Below are 21412 nucleotides of genomic sequence, written 5' to 3'. Positions count from 1 at the left end.
CGTCAGGGCATGTACTCCAGTTCGGCGGTGAGGCTGCGGCCGTAGGAGCGGTCGGTCGTGACGTCGAGGCGGGTGCCGCCGGGGACATGGCGGACCCGGACCCCGGCGTCGGCGGAGCGGGTCCGCAGCGGTCTGCCGTGCAGAGTGACGGACACCGTGCCCCGCGTCGTGGTGGGGTCGGACACCGAGACCGCACAGGTGCCGTCGGGGGTACGCCGCAGCAGCACGGATGCGGGGCCGTCGATGGACAGCCCGCTCACATGGTGTGTGCCGGGCGAGAAGGCGTTCGCGGCCAGGATGCCGAGGCCCGCATGGGCGACGGCCTGCAGCCGGACGGTGTTGGCCCGCACGGCCGGCGGGCCCTGGCGGTAGGACGCCAGCTGTGTCTCGGAGGCGTTCGGCACGATGATGTGGGCCATGGAAGCCGGAGGTTCAGCCGCGGCCCGGTCGTAGGACAGCGTGAAGACCTTCTTGGTCACCGCGGTGTCCGGGTTGGCGACGCGGACGAGCCGCCGGCTGCGGGTGAGCGTGTCGAGCGCGACCGTCGGGGCGGGGCCGGACAGGAAGACGTATCCGACCGCCGTCCCCTGCCCGGTGTCGGCGTACCGCAGCCAGGCCGGAGGAGCGGTGCCGGTGCGCTGCCAGGCTGTTCCGTCGTGGAGGGCGCCGCTGAGGGTGACGGTGGAGGAGGGGTCGGCGATGCGGGTGTCGACGGTGGTGGTCACCGCGCGGCCCGACCGGCCGGTCACGCCGGCGGTGAGCACGACGATCTCGTCGTCGAACATGAACCACGAGGTGGTGGCGTGGGCTGCCCGGTACGCCACGAAGTCGTCCGGGAGTTCGCCGGCCTGCTGCGCGGTGTACGCGGCGTCGTCGGACTGGACGTGTCCGGCCACGCCGTAGGCGCCGAGGCGGGCGCCGCCGGAGAAGGACCCGGTGCCGCGAGGGAAGTACACGTACGTGTTCTGTGCCTCGGAGGACGCGGTGAAGCCCCGCTCCGGGTTGTCGTACCAGAGGGTGCCGTAGAGCTCGGGGACCGTCCGGCGGACCTCCACGGGGGCGGTGACGCCGGCGAGGCGGTGGGGCGGGACGACGGTGAAGTGGTCGAGGCCGTACGCCTGCCGCTGGTCCACGCCGGAGAGGTAGAGGTAGTGGGCGCCGGCGCCCTGGAACCAGGGCATCAGGTTCTCGCCGTTCATGTACTCGTACGTGCTGATGCGGTCGGAGCTGCGCGCGAGCGCGAAGGCGTAGCCGGGCCGGCGGTGGACGGTCCGGTCCATCGCGTTGAACGCCGCGTGGGAGGCGGCGGGCCCGAGGTCCTCCGCCGGCGTCGCCGAATTCAGGATGTCGGCGTAGCGGGCGATGCTGAGGGGGGAGACGAAGGAGACGGGGTCCAGGCCTGCCTTCGACGTCTCGCGGACGTGCTTGACATAGCCTTCGAGCGCCGCCGCACCGTCGCCCGCCGTGTGGGCGGAGAGGTCGACGACCGCTTCGACGACTGCGGTGACGTCCGCATAGCCGGTGCCGGGGCGTGAGACCGCGCGTCCTTTGACGATCTCCATCATCCAGCCCTCGAAGACCAGGGGGGCGAAGCCGTCGGTCACCCAGGTCCGGACGACACCGGCCAGGTCGTCCGCGGGCACGTAGCCGGTTCCGTCGAGGATTTTCAGGGTCTGCACGATGCGGGTGAGCAGGCCCTTGCCGTAGGACCCGGTGTACGCGACCGAGGCGTGCTGGACGAACGAACCGTCCGCGTAGAACCCGTCGGTGACTCCGTGCCGAAGGTCGTAGGGGTCGATCGTCGCGAAGACGGTCAGGTGGTCGGCGACTGCCTTCCCGATGCGGGCCTCGTCGCCGAGGACGGCTCCCTGGAGCATCCGGTTCGTCGTGATGTCGGCGAGGTTGGCGCCGGTGTGGAAGCGGGAGTCGAGGTCGACGTCGCCGTCCTTGCCGTTGCGGAGGTACGCGTCCATGGTGGCGGTGTACGTCGCGGCGAGGTCCGGCCGCTGGACCGCGATGTCGTCGCGCAGGAGAACCAGGGTCCTGCTCACGTGACCCGGGATGCCGATCTCCCAGTGGAACCAGTTGCCGTAGTAGCCCTTCGTCCGGTCGCCGAAGTACTCGTCGTGCAGCCGGGCCAGTCCGTCGACGACCCGCCTTCGCACGGTGGGGCTGTCCCGCAGGTCGGAGTCGTCGGTGCCCGGGAGACAGGTGGCCAGGGCCGTCTCGTAGAGGTACTGGTACGTCGTGCTCAGACCGGTGTCGCTGGTGCCGAGGGGCAGTCCCGCGAAGAGCTCGTCCGGGCCGGCGGCCTCCATCGCCGCGAGCCGGGCGTACGCCGTCGCCCGCAGGGACGCGATCTTCGGGGCGACTTCGGGGCGTGCGTTGGACTCGGCCGTGCCGGCGAAGATCGCGGCGGTGTTGCGCAGAAGCGTCCCGGCGTCGCCCGTCGGGGTTCCCGAGGCCGTCGTGGCGGAGCCGGGCGGGGGCGTGGCCCCGGCCCGGGCCGGGGCCGAGACGGCCCACAGTGCCGCCGCCGGTATCGCGGACAGTGCGGTACGACGCGAGAGCTCCACCAGTACGCTCCAGGGTCCGGTAAGCGCGTACCCACCAGTCGACCAACGCGGTCACGGCGCTGTCAATGGCGCGGAGTGCGGGGCCGGAATCCTCACGGGCCCCGGACACTTCACGGACTCCGGGACCCTCACGGGCTCCGGCTCCTCACATACTCCGGATGACGTCGTTCACGAAGTCGCGGGACGCATCGGGTGGGAGTGCGATGGCCTCGATCCGGTTCAGCAGGACGCGGTACTTCTCCAGCTGTGCCTCCGTGTCGAGGAAGGCGGGGCCGTGTGCCTGGTCCAGGTTGACGCTGTCGAGCTGCGGTACCGGCCCGTGGGCGTAGTAGATCGACTGACCCGACCCGGCGAGGGTGCCGGCGGAGAACGGGATCACCTGGAGTGCGACGTGCTCGCGCTCGCTCATCTCCAGGAGGTGCGCGAGTTGCCGGCGGGCCACGTCGAGCCCGCCGAACCGCATCCGCAGGGCTGCCTCGTGGATGACGACCCGTTGGGTCGTGGGCGGGTCGCGGAAGAGGACGGCCTGTCGTTTGATGCGGAACGAGACGCGGTGCTCGATCTCGGGAGGCGAGAGCTCCGGTACGTCCTGGCGGAGCACCTCACGGGCGTGCTCGGGGGTCTGGAGAAGTCCGGGGATGTGGACGGTGACCGCCGTACGCAGGCGCACGGCGTGGTGTTCGATCTCGGCCAGGTCGAGGAGGGGTGAGGGCAGGATCTCCCGGTACTCCTCCCACCAGCCGCGCGTGCGGTCGGCGGTCATGTTGCACAGGGCCCTGATGACCCCCTGGTCCACGTAGGCGTAGTGGTCGGCCAGTGCCCGGACCCGGTCGGGGCTCACGCCGACCCGTCCGGCTTCCATGTTGCTGATCTGGTTCTGCTTCACGCCCAGGAGTGCACCGGCCTGCGTCGCGGTCAGACCGGCGCGTTCACGGAGCTTGCGCAGTTCGCTGCCGAGGCGGAGTTGACGACCTGTCGGGCGGGTTCTCACGTGTTGATTCGCCTCCCCGAACGCCTCGTCACCCACACGAGTGGAAGTTCACTCATTACTCGCCTTTCGGCTAATTCATTAGTCAAACCTGGCTACCGTGGGACTCAGGCCACCTGCCCGGAAGTACCCCGCTCGACGGAGCGGCCTCGTCACCGGGTCATGCGACACGCACATCCCCACTCTGCTCCGCGAACGGAGACTTCCATGACCCCCGCCACCGTATCGCCGCCCTGGGCGTACACCCTCCAACTTCCGCAGGATCCCCGTGGGCCCGGTATCGCGCGCGCGACGCTGCGCACCGTGCTCGTGGTCCACGGGATGGGGGATCTGGTCGAGACCGCCGAACTGCTGGCGAGCGAACTGGTCACCAACGCCTACCGGCATTCCACCGGGCCCTACTCGCTCCGCCTGCGCGGGGCGGGGAGGAACCGGGTCCGCGTCGGGGTGTGGGACAGCAACCCGGAGATCCCGGCACCGTTCCGCGGCGGGGAGACACGCGAGCCCGGCGCCTTGGAGGAACGGGGGCGCGGGCTGCGGCTCGTACGGCAGTGCGCGGACAACTGGGGTGCGTACCCGGTCCGGGGCGGGTTGCCGGGCCAGGGCGGCAAGGTCCTCTGGGTCGAGTGCACGGGGAAACCGGACTGCCGGTGGGGTGATCTGCCGGAGTGACGACGCCCCCGGGCGGGCGGCGGTGCGCGTCGGGACCCCCGCCTCGACCCGTGCCGGACGCTCCACCGGCTCATATGCGCAGTTCCGGAGGGAATCCGGTCCAGCGCAGTTCCTCCGGGAGGTGCCCCATGTCGTTGACCATGACCAGGGCGGCGGGCCTGCCGGGGGTGTACCGGATCACCGTCAGCGCGGCGTTGGAGTGGTTGAGCCCCAGCCAGCGCCAGGCGGGGGCGTCGAGGGCGTCGCACACCAGCCAGGCGGCCAGGAACGCGTGCGTGACGACGAGTTCGTGGCGCGGCTCGTCACCCGCCGCACACCCGGTGAACCTCGTCAGCGCGGCGCGGGCCAGCTCCGGGCCACGGGTGCGCTCCTCCTCCGGAACCTGTGCCACGAACGCGAGCAGGCGGTCCGCCGACTCCGCGGGAAGCTCCTCGCGTCGAGGGACGTACGGGACGTAGTCCCCGGCCGGCTCCGCGACCCGCAGAGGAACGTCACCCCGGAGCCGCTCGTGGACCAGCCGGGCCGTCTGCGCGGCGCGCGGCAGCGGGCCGTGGTGGACGGCGGCGAACGGCACGTCCCGGAGCCGTTCGCCCAGCAGCAGCGCCTGACGCCTGCCGTTCTCCGTCAGCTCGGTCTCGTCGGCGGACGCCTCGCCGTGCCGGGCGACATAGAGGTAACGGGTGGCAGCGCTGGTCATGGGTGCCCTTTCGGCCGGTCATGCGGACGCCGAGGGGGACGGCGTGAGCCCCGGGCCCGGTTCCGGGTCGCGCGTTCGGGTGATGTCGATATTGAGCGGTCCTTGCGGGGCCGGGGATCCGGTCGCACCGCGTCGGAGCGCTCGGCGTGTCGGGTACGCCGGGTTTGGCACAGTGCCGCTCCATGATCCGGAAGCGGGGAGCGGCATGGCTGCGGTGGAGAGTCTGAGCGAACTGGCGGGGCCGAGGGGTGAGGGCGAGCCCGGCGGTGTCCTGAAACACAGCGACGGGCCGTGGCTGCGAGCCGCCCGGGGAGCGGACGAACTCGTAAGCCATCTGGGGCCGGTGCACAGCGAACTGGCGACCGCGCACGAGGGGCTGACGGACGGCGCCGGCCAGTTGTCGGCCCTCGCGGAGCTGGCGGCGGTACGCGAGTCCTGGGAGCGCCGGATCCAGGCGGCGCGGGGCGAGTGCGGCAGCCTGGCGGGCAAGCTGCGATCCGTCGCGCAGGCCCAGGGCGCCACGAACGAGGCCGTCCGATCGTCCTTCGCACCGGAAGTGCCTCGCGGAGGTGAGGACCGGTGACACCGGCCCTGACCTGGGCCCGGTTACGGGACCTCAAGTGCGCCGAGATGGAGGGCGCCGCCGACGGATGGGGCAGGTCCAGCAACCGGGCCGACGCCGCGCGCGACCGCATCGAGCAGCAGCTACTGACCGGGCTCCGGGCCGCACAGGAGGGCGAGGCGGCCCGGGCGGCGGTCGCGCGGCTGCGACAGCTCGGGCGGAACTTCCGGTACGTCTACACCGAGTGCGGGCTCCTGCGTACGACGCTGAACTCCCTGGCCCACGAGATTAGACTGCAGCAGCGGGCCTTGTCCCAGGCGCTGGACGACGCGGCGGCACTGAAGTTCACCGTGCACGCGGACGGGTCCGTGACGTACCCGGCGGCAGGAGAGGGCCTGGTCGACGGCGGGCCCCTGCGGGGCGGCACGGCCACCTCGAACGGAGCCCCGGCGCTGACCCCGCCATCGGGACTCGCGGCCCCGAACCCCCATACGGCGAAGGCACAGGACATCGCTGACCGGGTGACGGGGGCGGTGCGGGCGGCGGCCGAGATCGACTGGCGGTACGCGGGGATCCTGCGCCGGCTGAAGGCGGAGGAAGGACTGAAGGTCCCCGACTCCACCTGGAAGGACGCCGCGGGCGACGCGGGCGCGGTCAGGGATGCGGCGGGCGCGTACCTTGCGGACACCATTCCGCACGATGCGACACCGGCCCAGCGGCGCGACTGGTGGGCGGGCCTGGCGCAGGAGCAGCGCGAGGAGTACCTCGCGGTGTACCCGGACCGGATCGGCAACCTGGACGGAATCCCGGCCCTGGTCCGGGACGCGGCCAACCGGGACAACCTGCAGCTGCTGATCGGCAAGCTGGAGGGCCGCGACGACGACCGGTCGGTCACGCAGCTGGCGGGGCTGCGGGAGATCGAGCGGCAGTTGGGGGCGGGGGGCAAGCCCGGAGAGCCGCCCATGTTTCTGCTCGGCGTCAGCGACGAGGGGAACGGGCGGGCCATTGTTTCGTTCGGCAATCCGGATACGGCAAAGAACGTTTCGACTTATGTGCCGGGTTTGAATACGTCCTTGGATAGGGGGTTTGCCGAAGGGGACCTCAAGCGTGCCAGAGACACGGCGATTGGATCGCAGTACCACGATCCTTCGAGTGCGGCGATTGCTTGGCTAGGTTATGACGCCCCTCAAGCCATCGACGGGCTGAGCAGCCTGGCGGTCGCAGGTGAGGGTAGAGCAGAGGAGGGTGGCAGGCGATTAGGGGAATTTACGGCCGGTCTGGCTGCGACGAACGAACACCGTGATCCTCACCTGACAGCGATTGGGCACTCTTACGGTTCGCGGACGGTCGGTGCGGCCACGCAGCAAGGTGGCGGACTTGAGGGGGTTGACGACATTGTCCTTGTCGGGAGCCCTGGGGTGGGAGTTGATCGCGCTGAGGATCTTGGAGTCGGGCCGGGGCATGTGTTTGTCGGTGCTGCGGACAATGACGTCGTGACCATGATGCCTTCGAAGCGCCAGGCAGTCGCTGGCATCGCTATAAGCCCACTCGGTCCGCTTGCCGTGTTGGCTGGGGACGCTGCCGACCAAGGGGATGATGACCTCTGGTTCGGTAGAGACCCGGCGAGTGAGTCCTTTGGGGCACGGCGATTCCGCGTTGACGATGGGCCAGGTTTCGTCGGATCCAGCGGGCCTTCCATCGGGGCTCATTCACAATACTTTGACCCGATTCGCGACCCTGCATCTGCGAACAATATTGCCCTGATTTCTGCTGGTCGTTCCGAACGGGTGAAACCTCAGGAGTATCGATGAATCGCATGTGGGTGGCCCTGGTTGCGACGCTTGTTGTTTCTGTGGGGGCCGCTGGGTGTTCGAATGCGCCCGTGTTGTTCGACGGAAGCGGGAAAGCTGAAATGAATATGCAGGAAGCCGCGGTTCGGGCCGACGAAATTCTTGACGATTTGTTTGTTCATATTGACCCGGAGGTTCGATGGACTCACGGGCCGACCACCACCGGAAGCTGTGACGTCACCCGGAGGCGCGCGGTCATGACCATCGTCTCTGCGGAGCGTCGAGGCAGCTTCCTCGGGGTCGTGGATCGTGCCTGGCGAGCGAGTGGCTACCGGATGAAGTCCATCAACAACGACCCCGAGGTTCCGGCGATCTTCGCCCAGACGAAAGACGGGTTCGGCGTCAGCCTGATTGTTGGAGGCGAAGGGCAGGTGTTCTTCGAGGTGGACACCCCCTGCGTGGAGGAGTCCGAGGTGGCCGAGTCCACCACCGAGGCGACCGCGCCCACCTATGAGGGGCAGGAGCACATCCCCCGCCCCAACATCCGCTCGGCCTTCTGGTCCGCCGGCGCCCCCTGACCCCCGATAGCCGCCCCTGACGCCCCCTCATGCCTCTTTCCACCCGTACACACCAGCGAATCACGACGTGAACCGCGCCCGAATGGGGGATGGTTGGGGGGTGCGGAAATACTGGGTGTTCCTCGGCGGTGGGATCGGGCTGGGCCTGTGCTTCATCGCCCTGCTCGTCGTCGGTACGTACTCCGCCGCCGCCGGGATCTCCGGGGCGAGTGGGGCCGTCGGGCTGGCCAAGGGGGCCGTGCCGGCGCGGTTCCAGCCGCTGGTCGAGCGGTGGGGCAATCTCTGTCCGGCCATCAACCCCGCCCTTCTGGCGGCCCAGTTGTACCAGGAGAGCGGCTGGAATCCCCGCGCGCAGAGCCCGGCCGCCGCGCAGGGCATCGCGCAGTTCATCCCCGGGACCTGGGCCACGCACGGCATTGACGGGGACAAGGACGGTGACCGGGACGTGTGGGACCCGGCCGACGCGATCCCGTCCGCCGCGTCGTACGACTGTGAGATCGCCGGGTACGTCAAGAAGGTGCCGGGGGATCCGACCGACAACATGCTCGCGGCGTACAACGCGGGTGCCTACCGGGTGATCCAGTCCGGCGGTGTGCCCGCGATCAGTGAGACGCAGAACTACGTCAAGATCATCCGTTCGTTGGAGAAGAGCTTCGCCCGGCCCGTCGGCCGGGTGCAGCCCTCGCAGCAGGCGGCCGGGGCGATCTACTTCGCGCAGAAGAAGCTCGGTACTCCGTATCTCTGGGGCGGGAACGGGACCGCGGACCAGGGCGGCCGGTTCGACTGTTCCGGGCTGACCCAGGCGGCGTACCGCACGGTCGACATCGAGTTGCCCCGGGTGGCGAACGACCAGTACAACGCGGGGCCGCACCCCTCGCGGGACGAGTTGCTGCCGGGCGACCTGGTGTTCTTCTCCGACGATCTGAACAACTCCAGGGCCATCCATCACGTGGGTCTCTATGTCGGTGGCGGCTACATGATCAACGCGCCGTACACGGGAGCCGTGATCCGGTTCGACAAGATCGACACCCCGGACTACTTCGGTGCGACCAGGGTCACGAAGGACGGCGCCGCGGCGCTCCCGACGGCGCTCCCCGGTAGCTGACGGTGAGTCGGCCATGGCTGGAACTCTCCGTGAAGCCTGGGCCCTGAGCTGCGACGATGAGTCACTCTTCGATAACGTCATGGTGATCATTCGGTGGAGAGCGGAACGTAGACGGTGATCAGACCGTTCCCTGGACTGGGACAGCATGTGCACTGACCATGCGTGGCTGTCCGGGGCGGCCGTGCGGCAGGGCATCATGGCGCCTCGCGGCACCGATTCCGCACCGACCACGGGGGTCCGACAAGGCGACGTACGCCGTTGTGCGCCGCAGCAGCAGACAAGGCAAGGGGCCGCAGCAGATGGCTGGACTCGCACTCGATGGGTCGAACCCCGACGTCAGCCTGCTCTACGACATCAATGGGCTGGCGAAGGCAGCTCCGACCTGGTTCGACCGGGTCATGGAGTTCGTCGGTGAGTACGGGATCATGCTGGGCATGGTCCTGGCGGTCCTGTGGTGCTGGTGGAGCGTGCGCCGACGCGGGACGACCGAGGATTCGGTGACGGCCGTCGCCGCGCTGGTGTGGGCGCCCCTGGCCGCCGGCATCGCCCTGCTCATCAACATCCCCATCCGGGGTTTCGTGGAGAGGCCGCGTCCGTTCCTCGATCATCGGGGGCTCGAGGTCCTGGTGGAGGGCAAGACGGACTTCTCCTTCGTCAGCGACCACGCGACGATGGCCATGGCGATCGCCGTGGGTCTCTTCGTGGCCAACCGTAAGTTCGGGCTCGCGGCCATCGCGCTGGCGCTCCTGGAGGGCTTCTGCCGCGTCTACATGGGGGTCCACTACCCGACCGACGTGATCGGTGGCTTCGCCCTCGGTACCGCGGTGGCCCTGCTGCTCGCGCCGCTCGCGATGATGCTGCTGACGCCCTTGGTGGGCGCTGTGGCCCGGGCCGGCGCGGTCGGCAGGCTCGTCCGCTCCGCCCGGCCGGCCCTGAGGGCCGGTGGGCCGGGTGAGTCCCGCGGGATTCCCGAGCCCCGTCCGGGCGCGGGCCGTGGCGGTGCGCCCGGCGAGAAGGACCTCGCCGCCTGAGGGCTGTCCCGGATCCTGCTGGGCTCGCCTGATCCACACGAAAGGCCCTGGCCCGGCGACGTGACCCGTCGACGTGAGGGGGTGCCCCGTGAGGGGGCACCCCCTCACGCATGTCCCGCCCCGCGCACATTTCGAAGATTGGCTGAGTCCGATCGTTCGGAGTGCCTGTCCGCACTCCTGGTGACGGGGCATCATGTGCGGGGATCCGGGGGTGGTGGGTGTGGCTGGGCGGCGGCCGTCACGGCAGGAAGTCAATCGGCGGCGCGGGCGGGCGGGGTTCGTCGGACGCCGGGGCGAGCTCGCCGTCTTCCGGGAGACGTTCGCCCGCGACCCCGAGGACGCCGACTTCCCGTTCCTGTTCCACGTGCGGGGCAACGGGGGCGTGGGCAAGTCGACCCTGGTGCGGCAGTGGGAGACCGCCGCGCGTGAGCAGGCATCCGTGGTGACGTCGTACGTGGACGACGAGGTGCACGACGCGATCGAGGCGATGGAGGCGGTCAGTGCGCGGCTGGGCCGGCAGGGCCACCCGCTGAAGAGGTTCGACCGGCAGCTGGCCACCTACCGCCAGCGCAGGTACCAGGCCGAGAGCGCGGCGCCCGGACCCCAGCCCCTGCCGGGTGGGCCGGACGCCGCCGGGGCGGCACCGGCCCTCTCGGCCTCGCCGTCCAGCACGGTCGCCGCGCACGTGGGGCTGGCCACGATCGGGCTGGTGCCCGGGGCGGGGCCGTTCGTGGGAGCCGTCGATCCGCAGCAGGTGGCGCTGGGGGCCGACAAGGTGCGGGCGATGCTGAACACGCGCCTGCGCAGCCATGACGACGTACACCTGGTGATGCATCCGCTCGCGGCCCTGGCCCCGGTGTTCCTCGACGACCTGGCCGAAGTCGCGGAGCGGTGCGAACGGGTGGTGCTCTTCTTCGACGTGTACGAACGGACCGGGCCGGTCCTCGACGCCTGGTTGCGGACGATCGCGTTCGGTGAGGAGTACGGCAGCCTGCCGGTCAACGTGCAGATCGTGCTGTCCGGGCAGCTCCGCCTGGACCAGCGGATCTGGGGGGACTGGCTGGGCCAGGTCACCGAGGTGTGCCTGGAGGTCTTCTCGGAGGACGAGGCCCGCACGCTGCTCGCCACCCACGGGGTGACGGACGGGCCGAGCGTCGAGCTGGTGCTCCGGCTCTCGGGCCGGCTGCCCCTGCTGGTCGACATGCTGGCCCGGAGCGAAGCCAGGGCGGGCGACGGTTTCGGGGACCCCTCGGAGACGGCGGTCGAGCGGTTCCTGAAGTGGGAACCCGACCCGCACCGCCGTGAAGCCGCCCTGGCCTGCGCGCTGCCCCTCCAGGTGGACGAGGACATCTACAGCGCGGTCGTCCCGGAGGCCGCGGTGGACGGCTATCCGTGGCTCCGCGCTCTGGCCTTCGTGTCGCCGCAGGCCGGCCGCTGCCGGTATCACGACGTCGTGCGTGCGGCGATGCTGCGGTTGCAGCGGACCCGGTCCCCCGAGCGGTGGCAGCGGGCGCACACGCGTCTGGCAGAGCTGTTCGAGCGCGGGCGGCTCGGCGCGGAGGCGGAACTGGGGGCGGACGCGGATGCCCGGTGGGGAGATGCCGTGTGGCGTGAGCACCGGCTGAACGAGACGTACCACCGGCTGTGTGCGCATCCCCGTGGTGCGTTGCCCGACGCTCTCCGGCAGACCGTCCACGCCGTCGGTCTCGACGTGGCCACGCACCGGCGCTGGGCGCAGACACTCGGCCGTGCCGGGCTCGACGCCGACTCGGCGGCCCTCACGGCGTGGGGCCGCCGCCTGGAGTCCGTGGCGGACGAGGAGGAGGCCGGGGTGCGTGCACTGTCACTCCTGCTGGGTGCTCCCGAACTCGACGCATCGGGGCGGGCGTTGGCCTACTCCGTCCGTGGCAGGGAGTACCGGGTCGCGGGTGATCACGAGAGTGCGCTGGCGGACTGCACGGCGGCGGTCGCCCTCGCGCCGGACACGGCACGTCCCCATGCCGGGCTGGGGGAGACGTACCGTGTCCTCGGCCGTCACGAGGAAGCCGTCGCCGCCTGCACGCGGGCGATCGAGCTCGACCCGGGTGACGCGTGGGCCATCGGCAGCCGGGGGGAGGCGTACCGGCTTCTGGGCCGGTACGACGAGGCGCTCGCCGACTTCTCCCGTGCGGTCACCATCGACCCGCTGTACGCGTGGGCCTTCGGGAGCCGGGCGCAGGCGTACGAGGCCCTGGGACGGCAGGACGATGCCCTGGCCGACTACGACCGTGCCCTCGACATCGACCCGGACTACGAGTGGGCCGTGGGGAGCCGGGCGCAGCTCCTTGAGGGGATGGGCCGTCCCGAGGAGGCGCTCGCCGACTACACCATGGCCATCGCGATCGATCCGCAGTACGCCTGGGCCGTGGGGAGCCGGGCGCGGCTCTTCGAGCGGATGGGCCGTCATGATGAGGCGCTTGCCGACTTCTCGCGTGCGGTGGAGATCGACCCGCTGTACGCCTGGGCCTTCGGCAGCCGGGCGCAGGCGTACGAGGCCGTCGGACGGTACGAGGAGGCCGTCTCCGACTACGGCCGTGCCCTCGGCATCGACCCCGGATTCCACTGGGCCCTCACCGGACGTGGCGAACTGTACGAGCGGATGGGCCGTCATGAGGATGCCGTCGCCGACTACGGCCGTGCCCTGGGGATCGAACCGTCGTCCGACTGGACCCTGGCCGCGCGGGGCCGTGCCCTTCTGAGCCTCGGGAGGGTCGAGGAGGCGCTCGCCGACTGTGCGCGGGCTGTGGAGATGGAGCCGGAGAACGGCTGGAACGAGTTGACGTACGCGCTTGCTCTGCTCGTCGGCGGTGGTGGGCGGCACGAGGACGCGGCGGCACGCCTCGACCGGGCGCGGCGCAGCTTCGGAGCTGCCGCCGAGCTCGCCGGCGGGGCGGGGGACGATGCCGCGGACGCGTACGAGGGTCTGCTCGTCGTGCACTGTGTCCTGCTCGACGGGGACGGGGCCGCCGTCCAGTGCGAGGCGCTGGCCGGTCTCGGACGCAAGGAGGGTGCGGTCCGGGAGACCCTCGACGCGCTGGCGTTCGTGCGGAGGGTGCTTCCCGCGGCGGGGGCCGCCGTCGAGCGCGCCGAGCACCGGCTGCGGGAAGCCCTGGGCCCGCGCTGACGGCCGGCGGGGCGTACGGCAGGTTGCGCTCCCGGGGCGCTTCTCCGGCACGGTCCGCGCGCCGGACGACCTCGCTACCGGCTCTCGGCCGCGGTGAGGTGTTCCGCGGCGTCGGTGCGGGCCCGGTCGCGGGAGCGCCTCGCGGGGCCGGTCCATCCACAGGCGCAGCGCGCCAGGCAGAACGAGCCGCGTTCGACCGTGGTCGTGGTGTGCGCCCCGTCGGGGCCCTGCGAGGGAATGCGTACGGGGGCTTGGACGAGGGGGTCCGAGGGGTCCTGATGCACGCGTCCACGGTACTGGGACGGCGCCCGGAGGGGCGGGGTGTGGGCCGATCGGCTTTCGGTGGGGCCCCTGCGGCGTGACGGTGCGCCCCGACTGTCGTTAGGCGAAGGGGGCGGGAACCGGGTCGGTGGACGTCGTTGGGGGTTGGCAGGCGATGGTGGTGCGGCAGCAGAGGTGCGGAGTCGGGGCACTGGCTGTGTGCGCCCTGGCCGTCGCCGGCGTGATGACGGTGGCCACCGGGTGCTCCGGCGACGGCGACGGCGGTGGCAGTGACGGTGAGGGTGCCGGGGAGCGGGCCGTGACCCGGGAGGGCGGTGCCGGGAGCCCGGCCGACGTGGTGCGGCGGGCGGCGGACGGGCTGGTCCGCGCGGGCAGCGCCGAGACCCGTACGTCGATGGAGACGGCGGCCGGTGGGACCAGGGTGACGATCCGGGGCGAGGGCGCGTACGACTTCCGCGGTCAGCTGGGGCGGATCAAGGTGGTCCTGCCGAAGGACGCGGCTGGGGCGGACGAGCACCGGCCGATCACGGAACTGCTGGCGCCCGGGGCGCTGTACATGAAGAACCGCGGCGCCGGGGTCCCGGACGACAAGTGGGTGCGGATCGACACGACGGCCCTGGAGGACGGCAACCTCGTCACCGGTGGTGTGACCGATCCGACGGCCGCGGCCGAGCTGCTGCGCGGCGCGGCGGACGTGACGTACGTGGGGCGCACCGAGCTGGCGGGGGTCCGGGTCAGGCACTACCGGGGGACGGCGGACATCGGGAGGGCGGCGCGGGCGGCCTCGCGGGATTCGCGCGGTGCGCTGACTGCCGCGGCGAAAGGGTTCAGCACGGACACGGTGCCGTTCGACGCCTATCTGGACGACGAGGGGCTGCTGCGGAAGGTGCGCCATCGCTTCACCTTCGCGACCGAGGGGCCCGCGGTGGCGGTGGTCTCGACGACGCTGCTGTACGGCTTCGGGGCGCCGGTCTCCGTGGAGCTGCCGCCGGACGCGGATCTCTACACGGGCCGGGTCCAGCAGGGGCGGAGTGGCCCGGAAGCGCCGTAGGGAGGGGGCCGAAATGGTCCGTCCGTGCCATGCGCGGTGCGTGCTCCGGTCCCTACGCTAGGCAGTCGGTGCGCCAGAGTCGGCGACGGCAGAGAGAGGTGACGCAGGTGGTGACGCTCAGCGCTCCGAACGCTCAGGACTGTGTGGCCCTCGCCGAGATCGAACTGTGCGGTGAGCTCATGATCGCGGCCGCGGACGCGCTGGAGGACCGGCTCAGTGCCGACCGGATCGACGAGGTGCTCAATGTCAGGACCGGTCATGGACCGGCCGAGCAGTCGCCGTCCATCCCCCGGCAGGGCCGCCACCGGGTATGACGTGCCCGGCCGTCCTCAGGTGCGCAGCAGGCGGGCGATCGCCTTGGTGGCCTCTTCGACCTTCGCGTCGATCTCGTCCCCGCCCTTGACGGCGGCGTCCGCGACGCAGTGGCGCAGGTGCTCCTCGAGGAGCTGGAGCGCGAAGGACTGCAGGGCCTTGGTGGAGGCCGACACCTGGGTGAGTATGTCGATGCAGTAGACGTCCTCGTCCACCATCCGCTGGAGTCCGCGGACCTGGCCCTCGATGCGGCGCAGGCGCTTGAGGTGCTCCTCCTTCTGGTGGTGGTACCCGTGAATACCGCGGTCGTGGTCGGTGACGACCGCTTCGGAACCGGCTGTGTCTGCGGCCTCGGTGGTGCTCATGGGGTCCTCCCGTTGTCCTCGTGCCCCGCGGGGTCCGTGCCGTTCTGTGCCGTCTGTATACCCCTGGTGGGTATATGGTAACGAATCCAGCCGAAACGTGACCGGGGGTCCGTGCTGATCACTGTGCCTGATGCGCGACACTGAAGAACGCCGGTTAGCCGTGGCCGGATGATGCGCCTAGCATCAGCCTGACCGAATCCAAAGCATCCCGAGGACCCCACGTGCGCTTTCGTCTGACCCCCAGGGAGACGAGCTTCTACGACATGTTTTCCGCCTCCGCGGACAACATCGTCACGGGCTCGAAACTCCTGATGGAACTGCTCGGGGCGGATTCTGCCTCCCGAGTCGAGATCGCGGAGCGTATGCGGGCAGCGGAGCACGCGGGGGACGACGCGACCCACGCGATCTTCCACCAGCTGAACTCCTCCTTCATCACGCCGTTCGACCGCGAGGACATCTACAACCTCGCGTCGTCGCTCGACGACATCATGGACTTCATGGAGGAGGCCGTCGACCTGGTCGTCCTGTACCAGATCGACGAGCTCCCGAAGGGTGTCGAGCAGCAGATCGAGGTCCTGGCCAGGGCGGCGGAACTCACTGCCGAGGCCATGCCGAGTCTGCGGACGATGGACAACCTCACCGAGTACTGGATCGAGGTCAACCGCCTGGAGAACCAGGCCGACCAGATCCACCGCAAGCTGCTGGCCCAGCTGTTCAACGGCAAGTACGACGCCATGGACGTGCTGAAGCTCAAGCAGATCGTGGATGTGCTGGAAGAGGCGGCTGACGCGTTCGAACACGTCGCCAACACGGTGGAGACCATCGCGGTCAAGGAGTCCTGAACCTCGTGGACACCTTTGCGCTGATCGTGACCATCGGTGTCGCGCTCGGCTTCACGTATACGAACGGCTTCCACGACTCGGCGAACGCCATCGCCACCTCGGTCTCCACCCGGGCGCTGACCCCGCGTGCGGCTCTGGCGATGGCGGCTGTGATGAACCTCGCAGGCGCCTTCCTGGGCCAGGGGGTCGCCAAGACCGTCAGTGAAGGCATCATCGCCACGCCCCACGGCCAGAAGGGGATGGGCATCCTCTTCTGCGCGCTGGTCGGCGCGATCATCTGGAACCTCGTCACCTGGTACTTCGGCCTGCCCTCCTCGTCCTCGCACGCCCTGTTCGGCGGCATGGTCGGGGCGGCGCTCGCCGGCGGGACCGACGTGATCTGGTCCGGGGTGCTGGACAAGATCGTCATCCCGATGTTCGTCTCCCCGGTCATCGGCCTCGTGGCCGGATACCTGGTGATGGTCGCCATCCTGTGGATGTTCCGGAAGGCCAACCCGCACAAGGCCAAGCGCGGTTTCCGCATAGCCCAGACCGTCTCGGCGGCCGGTATGGCGCTCGGGCACGGACTGCAGGACGCGCAGAAGACGATGGGCATCGTCGTGCTGGCCCTCGTCATCGCCGACGTCGAGGGCCCGAACGACGAGATCCCGATCTGGGTGAAGTTCGCCTGTGCGGCGATGCTCTCCCTCGGTACGTACGCGGGCGGCTGGCGCATCATGCGTACGCTGGGCCGCAAGATCATCGAGCTGGACCCGCCGCAGGGCTTCGCGGCTGAGACGACCGGCGCGTCGATCATGTTCGGTTCGGCCTTCATGTTCCACGCCCCCATCTCCACGACGCACGTGATCACCTCGGCGATCATGGGTGTCGGTGCGACGAAGCGTGTGAACGCGGTGCGCTGGGGCGTGGCCAAGAACATCATCCTGGGCTGGTTCATCACGATGCCGGCCGCCGCGCTGGTCGCCGCCGCGAGCTACGGGGTCGTCGTCCTGTGCTTCGGGTGACCGGCACGGCCGCCGCGGGGTGAGACCCCGCGGGACCACGCAGACATGAGAAGGGTCCGCCCCCGCTCTCCACAGGAGAGCGGGGGCGGACCCTTCGCCTTGTGGTGGCACCGCCATGCAGCACCCCAAGGCAGTCTGTGGTTATCCGAAGCGGCCGGAGATGTAGTCCTCGGTGGCCTGGACGGACGGGTTGGAGAAGATCCGCTCCGTGTCGTCGATCTCGATGAGGCGGCCGGGCTTGCCCACCGCCGAGAGGTTGAAGAACGCCGTACGGTCCGAGACGCGCGCCGCCTGCTGCATGTTGTGCGTCACGATGACGATCGTGAAGCGCTCCTTCAGCTCACCGATCAGGTCCTCGATGGCGAGCGTCGAGATCGGGTCGAGCGCCGAGCACGGCTCGTCCATGAGCAGCACGTCCGGCTCGACCGCGATGGCGCGGGCGATGCACAGGCGCTGCTGCTGACCGCCGGAGAGGCCGGAGCCCGGCTTGTTCAGGCGGTCCTTGACCTCGTTCCAGAGGTTGGCGCCCTTGAGGGACCGCTCGACGATCTCCGACAGCTGGCTCTTGCGGTACGAGCCGTTGAGCCGCAGGCCCGCCGCGACGTTGTCGAAGATCGACATGGTCGGGAAGGGGTTCGGGCGCTGGAAGACCATGCCGACCGTGCGGCGCACGGCGACGGGGTCGACGCCGGGACCGTACAGGTTCTCGTCGTCGAGCAGCACCTTGCCCTCGACGCGGCCACCGGGGGTGACCTCGTGCATGCGGTTCAGGGTGCGCAGGAACGTGGACTTGCCGCAGCCGGACGGGCCGATGAAGGCGGTCACGGAGCGGGGTTCCACGGTCATCGAGATGTCCTCGATGGCCTTGTGGGATCCGTAGTAGGCGGTGAGGCCGCCGATGTCGATGCGCTTGGCCATGTGAATCAGCTGCTTTCTGCGTGGCCTCAGCGGCCGGACTTCGGGGCCTTCCAGCGGGCGATGCCGCGGGCCACCAGATTGAGGATCATGACGAAGGCGATCAGGACCAGGGCTGCGGCCCAGGCGCGGTCGTAGGACGCGGCCTCGCCGACCCTGTACTGCTCGTAGATGTAGAACGGCAGTGAGGACTGGGCGCCTTCGAAGGGGTTCGTGTTGATCAGCTGGCTGCCGAAGACCAGCAGGATGATCGGTGCCGTCTCTCCCGCGATACGGGCGACTGCGAGCATGACGCCCGTGGTGATGCCGCCGATCGAGGTGGGCAGGACCACCTTCAGGATGGTGCGCCACTTGGGGATGCCCAGGGCGAGGGAGGCCTCGCGGAGCTCGTTCGGGACGAGCTTGAGCATCTCCTCCGTGGAGCGGACCACGACCGGGATCATCAGGATCGACAGGGCGAGCGCCCCCATCAGGCCCGACGGCTCGATGTCGGCGATCAGCATGATCGACAGGATGAAGAGGCCGGCCACGATGGACGGGATGCCGGTCATCACGTCGACGAAGAACGTGACGGCCTTGGCCAGCCCGCCCTTGCCGTACTCGACCAGGTAGACCGCGGTCAGCAGCCCGATCGGGACGGAGATCACCGTGGCGATGCCGACCTGCTCCAGGGTGCCGATCAGCGCGTGGTAGACGCCGCCGCTGTCCTCCGAGCCGAGGACGCCGGCCATGGAGTGGGTGAGGAAGTACAGGTCCAGGCGCTCGGAGCCGCGGCTGACGGTGGTCCAGAGCAGCGAGGCGAGCGGGACCATCGCGATGATGAAGCACACCCAGACGATGCTGGTGGCGAGGCGGTCCTTGGCCTGGCGCTGGTTCTCGACCACGGTCGTCGCGATGTACGAGATGGCCAGGAAGAGCAGGGCGGAGATCAGGCCCCACTGGACGCGGCTGTCCCAGCCCGCGGCGACGCTGATGCCGACGCCGAGCGCGACCGAGACGGCCGCGAAGCCGAGCGGGGCCCAGCGGGGGAGGCTGCGGCTGCTGAGGCTGCCCTTGTTCTGTGTCGGCGAGGTCCGCGGGCCGCTGCTCTGGACGTCGGTGGTGGTGGCGTGGCTCATGCGTTGGCCCCCGAATACTCCTTGCGGCGGGCGATGATGAGCCGGGCCGCGCCGTTGACCAGCAGGGTGAGGACGAACAGGACGAGACCCGAGGCGATCAGGGCGTCACGCCCGAACTCGTTGGCCTCGCCGAATTTGGCGGCGATGTTCTGCGCGAAGGTCCCGCCGCCGGGATTGAGCACGTGCAGCGAGATGAGGAAGCTCGGCGAGAGGACCGTGGCGACGGCAATCGTCTCGCCGAGCGCCCGGCCCAGGCCCAGCATCGAGGCGGAGATGATCCCGGAGCGGCCGAAGGGCAGGACCGTGAGGCGGATGACCTCCCAGCGGGTGGCTCCGAGAGCGAGTGCCGCCTCCTCGTTCATCTTCGGGACCTGGAGGAAGACCTCGCGGCTGACGCTGGTCACGATCGGCAGGATCATGATCGCGAGCAGGATGCCGACGGTGAAGAGTGAGCGGGGGACGCCGACCTCGGTCCTCTCGAAGAGGTAGGTCCAGCCGAAGAACTGGTCCAGCCAGAGGTTCAGGCCCTCCATGTGCGGTACGAGGACCAGCGCGCCCCAGATGCCGTAGACGATGCTGGGCACCGCGGCGAGCAGGTCGATGACGTAGGCGATGGGGGCGGCCAGCTTGCGCGGCGCGTAGTGCGAGATGAACAGGGCGATGCCGACAGCGATCGGAACCGCGATGACCATCGCGATGATCGAGCTGACGACCGTGCCGAAGAGGAGGACCGCGATGCCGAAGACCGGCGGGTCACCGGCGGGGTTCCAGTCGAAGGTGGTGAGGAAGTTGCCCTCGTCCTTCGAGATGGCGATGACGGCGCGGTAGCTGAGGAACAGGGCGATCGACGCCATGATCACGAGTAGCAGGATGCCTGAGCCCCGCGAGAGGCTCAGGAAGATCTTGTCGCCGGCTCGCCCCGTGGACTTGGGGCGGCCGCGCGTGGCCGGCGGAGCCGGCGGGAAGTCGAGCGGTGTCGTGGAAGCCATGGTCTTTCCGGTCTGTGTGGGGGAGCGGTTCGCTCCCCTGGCGGCGGTGCACCGGATGGAGATGGGTGGCGGGGCCGGTCCGGAGGGGTGCGCCGGACCGGCTCGCCGGTGTCTGCGTGTCGTTCGTGGAGCGGGTTACGAGAGGGCGGCGACCGTCTCGCGGACCTTGGCGTTGATCGCCTCGGGGATCGGGGCGTAGCCGGCGTCGACCAGAACCTTCTGGCCCGCCTCGGAGGAGGTGTAGGTCAGGAAGGACTTGACCGAGCCGAGGGTGTCGGCCTTGTTGCCGGTGTCGCAGACGACCTCGTAGGTCACCAGGACGATCGGGTAGGCGCCCTCGGCCTTGGTGGTGTAGTCGAGGTCGAGTGCCAGGTCCTTGCCGGTGCCCTTGATCTTGGCGGCGGCGATGGCCTTGGAGGCGTTCTCCGAGGTGGCCTTCACCGGGGCGGCGCCACCGGTGTTGATGTCGACGGTGGAGATCTGCTGCGAGGAGGCGTAGGACAGCTCGAAGTAGCCGATGGCGCCGTCGACCTGCTTGACCTGGGCGGCGACACCCGCGGAGCCCGACGCGGCCTGGCCACCGGAGGCGGGCCACTTCTTCTCGGCCTCGTACTTCCAGTCGCTCGAAGCCGCGGCGCCCAGGTACTTGCCGAGGTTCTGCGTGGTGCCGGAGTCATCGGAGCGGTGGAAGGGCTGGATGGCCGTGGCGGGCAGCTTGACGCCGCTGTTGAGCTTGGCGATCGCGGGGTCGTTCCACTTCTTGATCTTCGTGTCGAAGATCTTCGCGAGCGTGGGGGCGTCCAGCGTGAGGCTGTCGACACCCTCCAGGTGGAAGCCGATCGCGATCGGGCCGCCGACCATCGGGAGGTTGATGCCCTGGCCGGTCTTGCAGATCTTCTTCGACTCGGCGACCTCTTCGGGCTTCAGCGCCGAGTCGGAGCCGGCGAAGCTGACGGTGCCCTGGTTGAACGCGACGATGCCCTCACCGGAGGAGGACGCGCTGTAGTTGACCTCGGCACCGGAGCAGGCGGCCATGTAGTTCTTGACCCAGAGGTCCATCGCGTTCTTCTGGGCGCTGGACCCGGAGGCGCGCAGCTGGCCCTGGGCGCCGTCGCACTTGATGTCCGATGCGGCGGCGGTGGTCTGCTTGCCTCCGGTCGTGGTGGCGCTGGTGTTGTCGTCCGAACCGCACGCCGTGAGGACCAGGGCGCTGGAGACGGCGAGGGCACCGAGCGCGGTGGCACGAAGCCGGTTCTTGCGCTGAAGCTTCACTTTCGGGGTGTTCCTTCCAGGAGCCGCCGCGGCTGTGGAACGCGAGGCGGCGTGCGATGAGGAGTGGTGCGCCGGCTTGTCGCCGTGCACCGTGTACGTC

20 protein-coding genes are annotated in these 21412 nt (G+C 69.8%); 11 read left to right on the top strand and 9 right to left on the bottom strand.

All coding sequences use genetic code 11. The features are described from left to right. Positions 1 to 2: 2 nt before the first annotated feature. Together OG206_RS15315 and OG206_RS15310 are read right to left on the bottom strand one after the other, a co-directional pair. A complete protein-coding gene (locus tag OG206_RS15315) occupies positions 3 to 2576 on the bottom strand; it encodes a polysaccharide lyase family 8 super-sandwich domain-containing protein (RefSeq protein ID WP_327116337.1) in 2574 nt (857 codons plus the stop codon). A 145-nt stretch (positions 2577 to 2721) separates the two neighbouring features. Beyond that, on the bottom strand, positions 2722 to 3567 hold the full coding sequence (locus tag OG206_RS15310) for a helix-turn-helix domain-containing protein (RefSeq protein WP_327116335.1): 846 nt from the start codon (positions 3565 to 3567) through the stop codon (positions 2722 to 2724). A gap of 204 nt (positions 3568 to 3771) precedes the next feature. On the opposite strand from OG206_RS15310, the gene OG206_RS15305 reads away from it, so the two are divergent. Continuing rightward, positions 3772 to 4236 (top strand): ATP-binding protein, encoded by a 465-nt coding sequence (locus OG206_RS15305; RefSeq protein WP_327116333.1) that lies wholly within the window; start codon positions 3772 to 3774, stop codon positions 4234 to 4236. Positions 4237 to 4306: 70 nt separating this feature from the next. Here OG206_RS15305 and OG206_RS15300 read toward each other — a convergent pair whose 3' ends face one another. Next, positions 4307 to 4933: a histidine phosphatase family protein gene (locus OG206_RS15300; protein WP_327116331.1), complete on the bottom strand. Its 627-nt coding sequence runs from the start codon at positions 4931 to 4933 to the stop codon at positions 4307 to 4309. Between the two features lie 205 nt (positions 4934 to 5138). Here OG206_RS15300 and OG206_RS15295 point away from each other — a divergent pair, with 205 nt between their 5' ends. The 6 genes from OG206_RS15295 (at position 5139) to OG206_RS15270 (ending at position 13162) form a co-directional block, all read left to right on the top strand. Further along, positions 5139 to 5516 carry a hypothetical protein gene (locus tag OG206_RS15295; RefSeq protein WP_327116329.1) on the top strand — a complete coding sequence of 126 codons (378 nt, stop codon included), beginning with the start codon at positions 5139 to 5141 and terminating at the stop codon, positions 5514 to 5516. Positions 5517 to 5563: 47 nt separating this feature from the next. Continuing rightward, positions 5564 to 7306, top strand: coding sequence for an alpha/beta hydrolase (locus tag OG206_RS15290; protein WP_327122283.1), 1743 nt, complete (start codon positions 5564 to 5566; stop codon positions 7304 to 7306). Then, entirely contained in the window at positions 7303 to 7863 is a 561-nt protein-coding gene (locus OG206_RS15285; protein WP_327116327.1) for a hypothetical protein, read from the top strand. Before OG206_RS15290 ends, OG206_RS15285 begins: the two co-directional genes overlap by 4 nt. A gap of 115 nt (positions 7864 to 7978) precedes the next feature. Beyond that, entirely contained in the window at positions 7979 to 8968 is a 990-nt protein-coding gene (locus tag OG206_RS15280; protein ID WP_327122282.1) for a bifunctional lytic transglycosylase/C40 family peptidase, read from the top strand. 299 nt (positions 8969 to 9267) lie between these two features. After that, complete coding sequence (locus OG206_RS15275; RefSeq protein ID WP_327116325.1) at positions 9268 to 9999, top strand: phosphatase PAP2 family protein; 732 nt, start codon at positions 9268 to 9270, stop codon at positions 9997 to 9999. A 220-nt stretch (positions 10000 to 10219) separates the two neighbouring features. Further along, complete coding sequence (locus OG206_RS15270) at positions 10220 to 13162, top strand: tetratricopeptide repeat protein (protein WP_327116323.1); 2943 nt, start codon at positions 10220 to 10222, stop codon at positions 13160 to 13162. A 74-nt stretch (positions 13163 to 13236) separates the two neighbouring features. Here OG206_RS15270 and OG206_RS15265 read toward each other — a convergent pair whose 3' ends face one another. After that, positions 13237 to 13446 (bottom strand): hypothetical protein, encoded by a 210-nt coding sequence (locus OG206_RS15265; protein ID WP_327122470.1) that lies wholly within the window; start codon positions 13444 to 13446, stop codon positions 13237 to 13239. A gap of 152 nt (positions 13447 to 13598) precedes the next feature. On the opposite strand from OG206_RS15265, the gene OG206_RS15260 reads away from it, so the two are divergent. Both OG206_RS15260 and OG206_RS15255 read left to right on the top strand, forming a co-directional pair. Continuing rightward, entirely contained in the window at positions 13599 to 14495 is an 897-nt protein-coding gene (locus OG206_RS15260; protein ID WP_327122281.1) for a hypothetical protein, read from the top strand. A gap of 98 nt (positions 14496 to 14593) precedes the next feature. Then, on the top strand, positions 14594 to 14809 hold the full coding sequence (locus OG206_RS15255) for a hypothetical protein (RefSeq protein WP_327122280.1): 216 nt from the start codon (positions 14594 to 14596) through the stop codon (positions 14807 to 14809). A gap of 15 nt (positions 14810 to 14824) precedes the next feature. On the opposite strand, the gene OG206_RS15250 is transcribed toward OG206_RS15255, so the two are convergent. Further along, positions 14825 to 15172: a metal-sensitive transcriptional regulator gene (locus OG206_RS15250; protein WP_327116321.1), complete on the bottom strand. Its 348-nt coding sequence runs from the start codon at positions 15170 to 15172 to the stop codon at positions 14825 to 14827. A gap of 221 nt (positions 15173 to 15393) precedes the next feature. On the opposite strand from OG206_RS15250, the gene OG206_RS15245 reads away from it, so the two are divergent. After that, positions 15394 to 16014 (top strand): DUF47 domain-containing protein, encoded by a 621-nt coding sequence (locus OG206_RS15245; protein ID WP_104787723.1) that lies wholly within the window; start codon positions 15394 to 15396, stop codon positions 16012 to 16014. A 5-nt stretch (positions 16015 to 16019) separates the two neighbouring features. Continuing rightward, positions 16020 to 17018 (top strand): inorganic phosphate transporter, encoded by a 999-nt coding sequence (locus OG206_RS15240; protein WP_327116318.1) that lies wholly within the window; start codon positions 16020 to 16022, stop codon positions 17016 to 17018. Between the two features lie 141 nt (positions 17019 to 17159). Here the strand turns inward: OG206_RS15240 and pstB are convergent, their stop codons facing one another. The 4 genes from pstB to pstS form a co-directional block, all read right to left on the bottom strand. Then, entirely contained in the window at positions 17160 to 17936 is a 777-nt protein-coding gene (pstB, locus tag OG206_RS15235; RefSeq protein ID WP_327116316.1) for a phosphate ABC transporter ATP-binding protein PstB, read from the bottom strand. 26 nt (positions 17937 to 17962) lie between these two features. Then, positions 17963 to 19051: a phosphate ABC transporter permease PstA gene (gene pstA / locus OG206_RS15230; RefSeq protein WP_327116314.1), complete on the bottom strand. Its 1089-nt coding sequence runs from the start codon at positions 19049 to 19051 to the stop codon at positions 17963 to 17965. After that, on the bottom strand, positions 19048 to 20040 hold the full coding sequence (pstC, locus tag OG206_RS15225; RefSeq protein WP_327116312.1) for a phosphate ABC transporter permease subunit PstC: 993 nt from the start codon (positions 20038 to 20040) through the stop codon (positions 19048 to 19050). Before pstC ends, pstA begins: the two co-directional genes overlap by 4 nt. A gap of 135 nt (positions 20041 to 20175) precedes the next feature. Continuing rightward, on the bottom strand, positions 20176 to 21312 hold the full coding sequence (pstS, locus tag OG206_RS15220) for a phosphate ABC transporter substrate-binding protein PstS (protein ID WP_327116310.1): 1137 nt from the start codon (positions 21310 to 21312) through the stop codon (positions 20176 to 20178). Positions 21313 to 21412: the final 100 nt, after the last annotated feature.

The sequence above is a fragment of the Streptomyces sp. NBC_01341 genome, from assembly GCF_035946055.1.
In the GTDB taxonomy this organism is placed as follows: domain Bacteria; phylum Actinomycetota; class Actinomycetes; order Streptomycetales; family Streptomycetaceae; genus Streptomyces.
The sequence above is the reverse complement of the archived record's forward strand: the minus strand, read 5'-3'. Positions and strand labels throughout refer to the sequence as shown.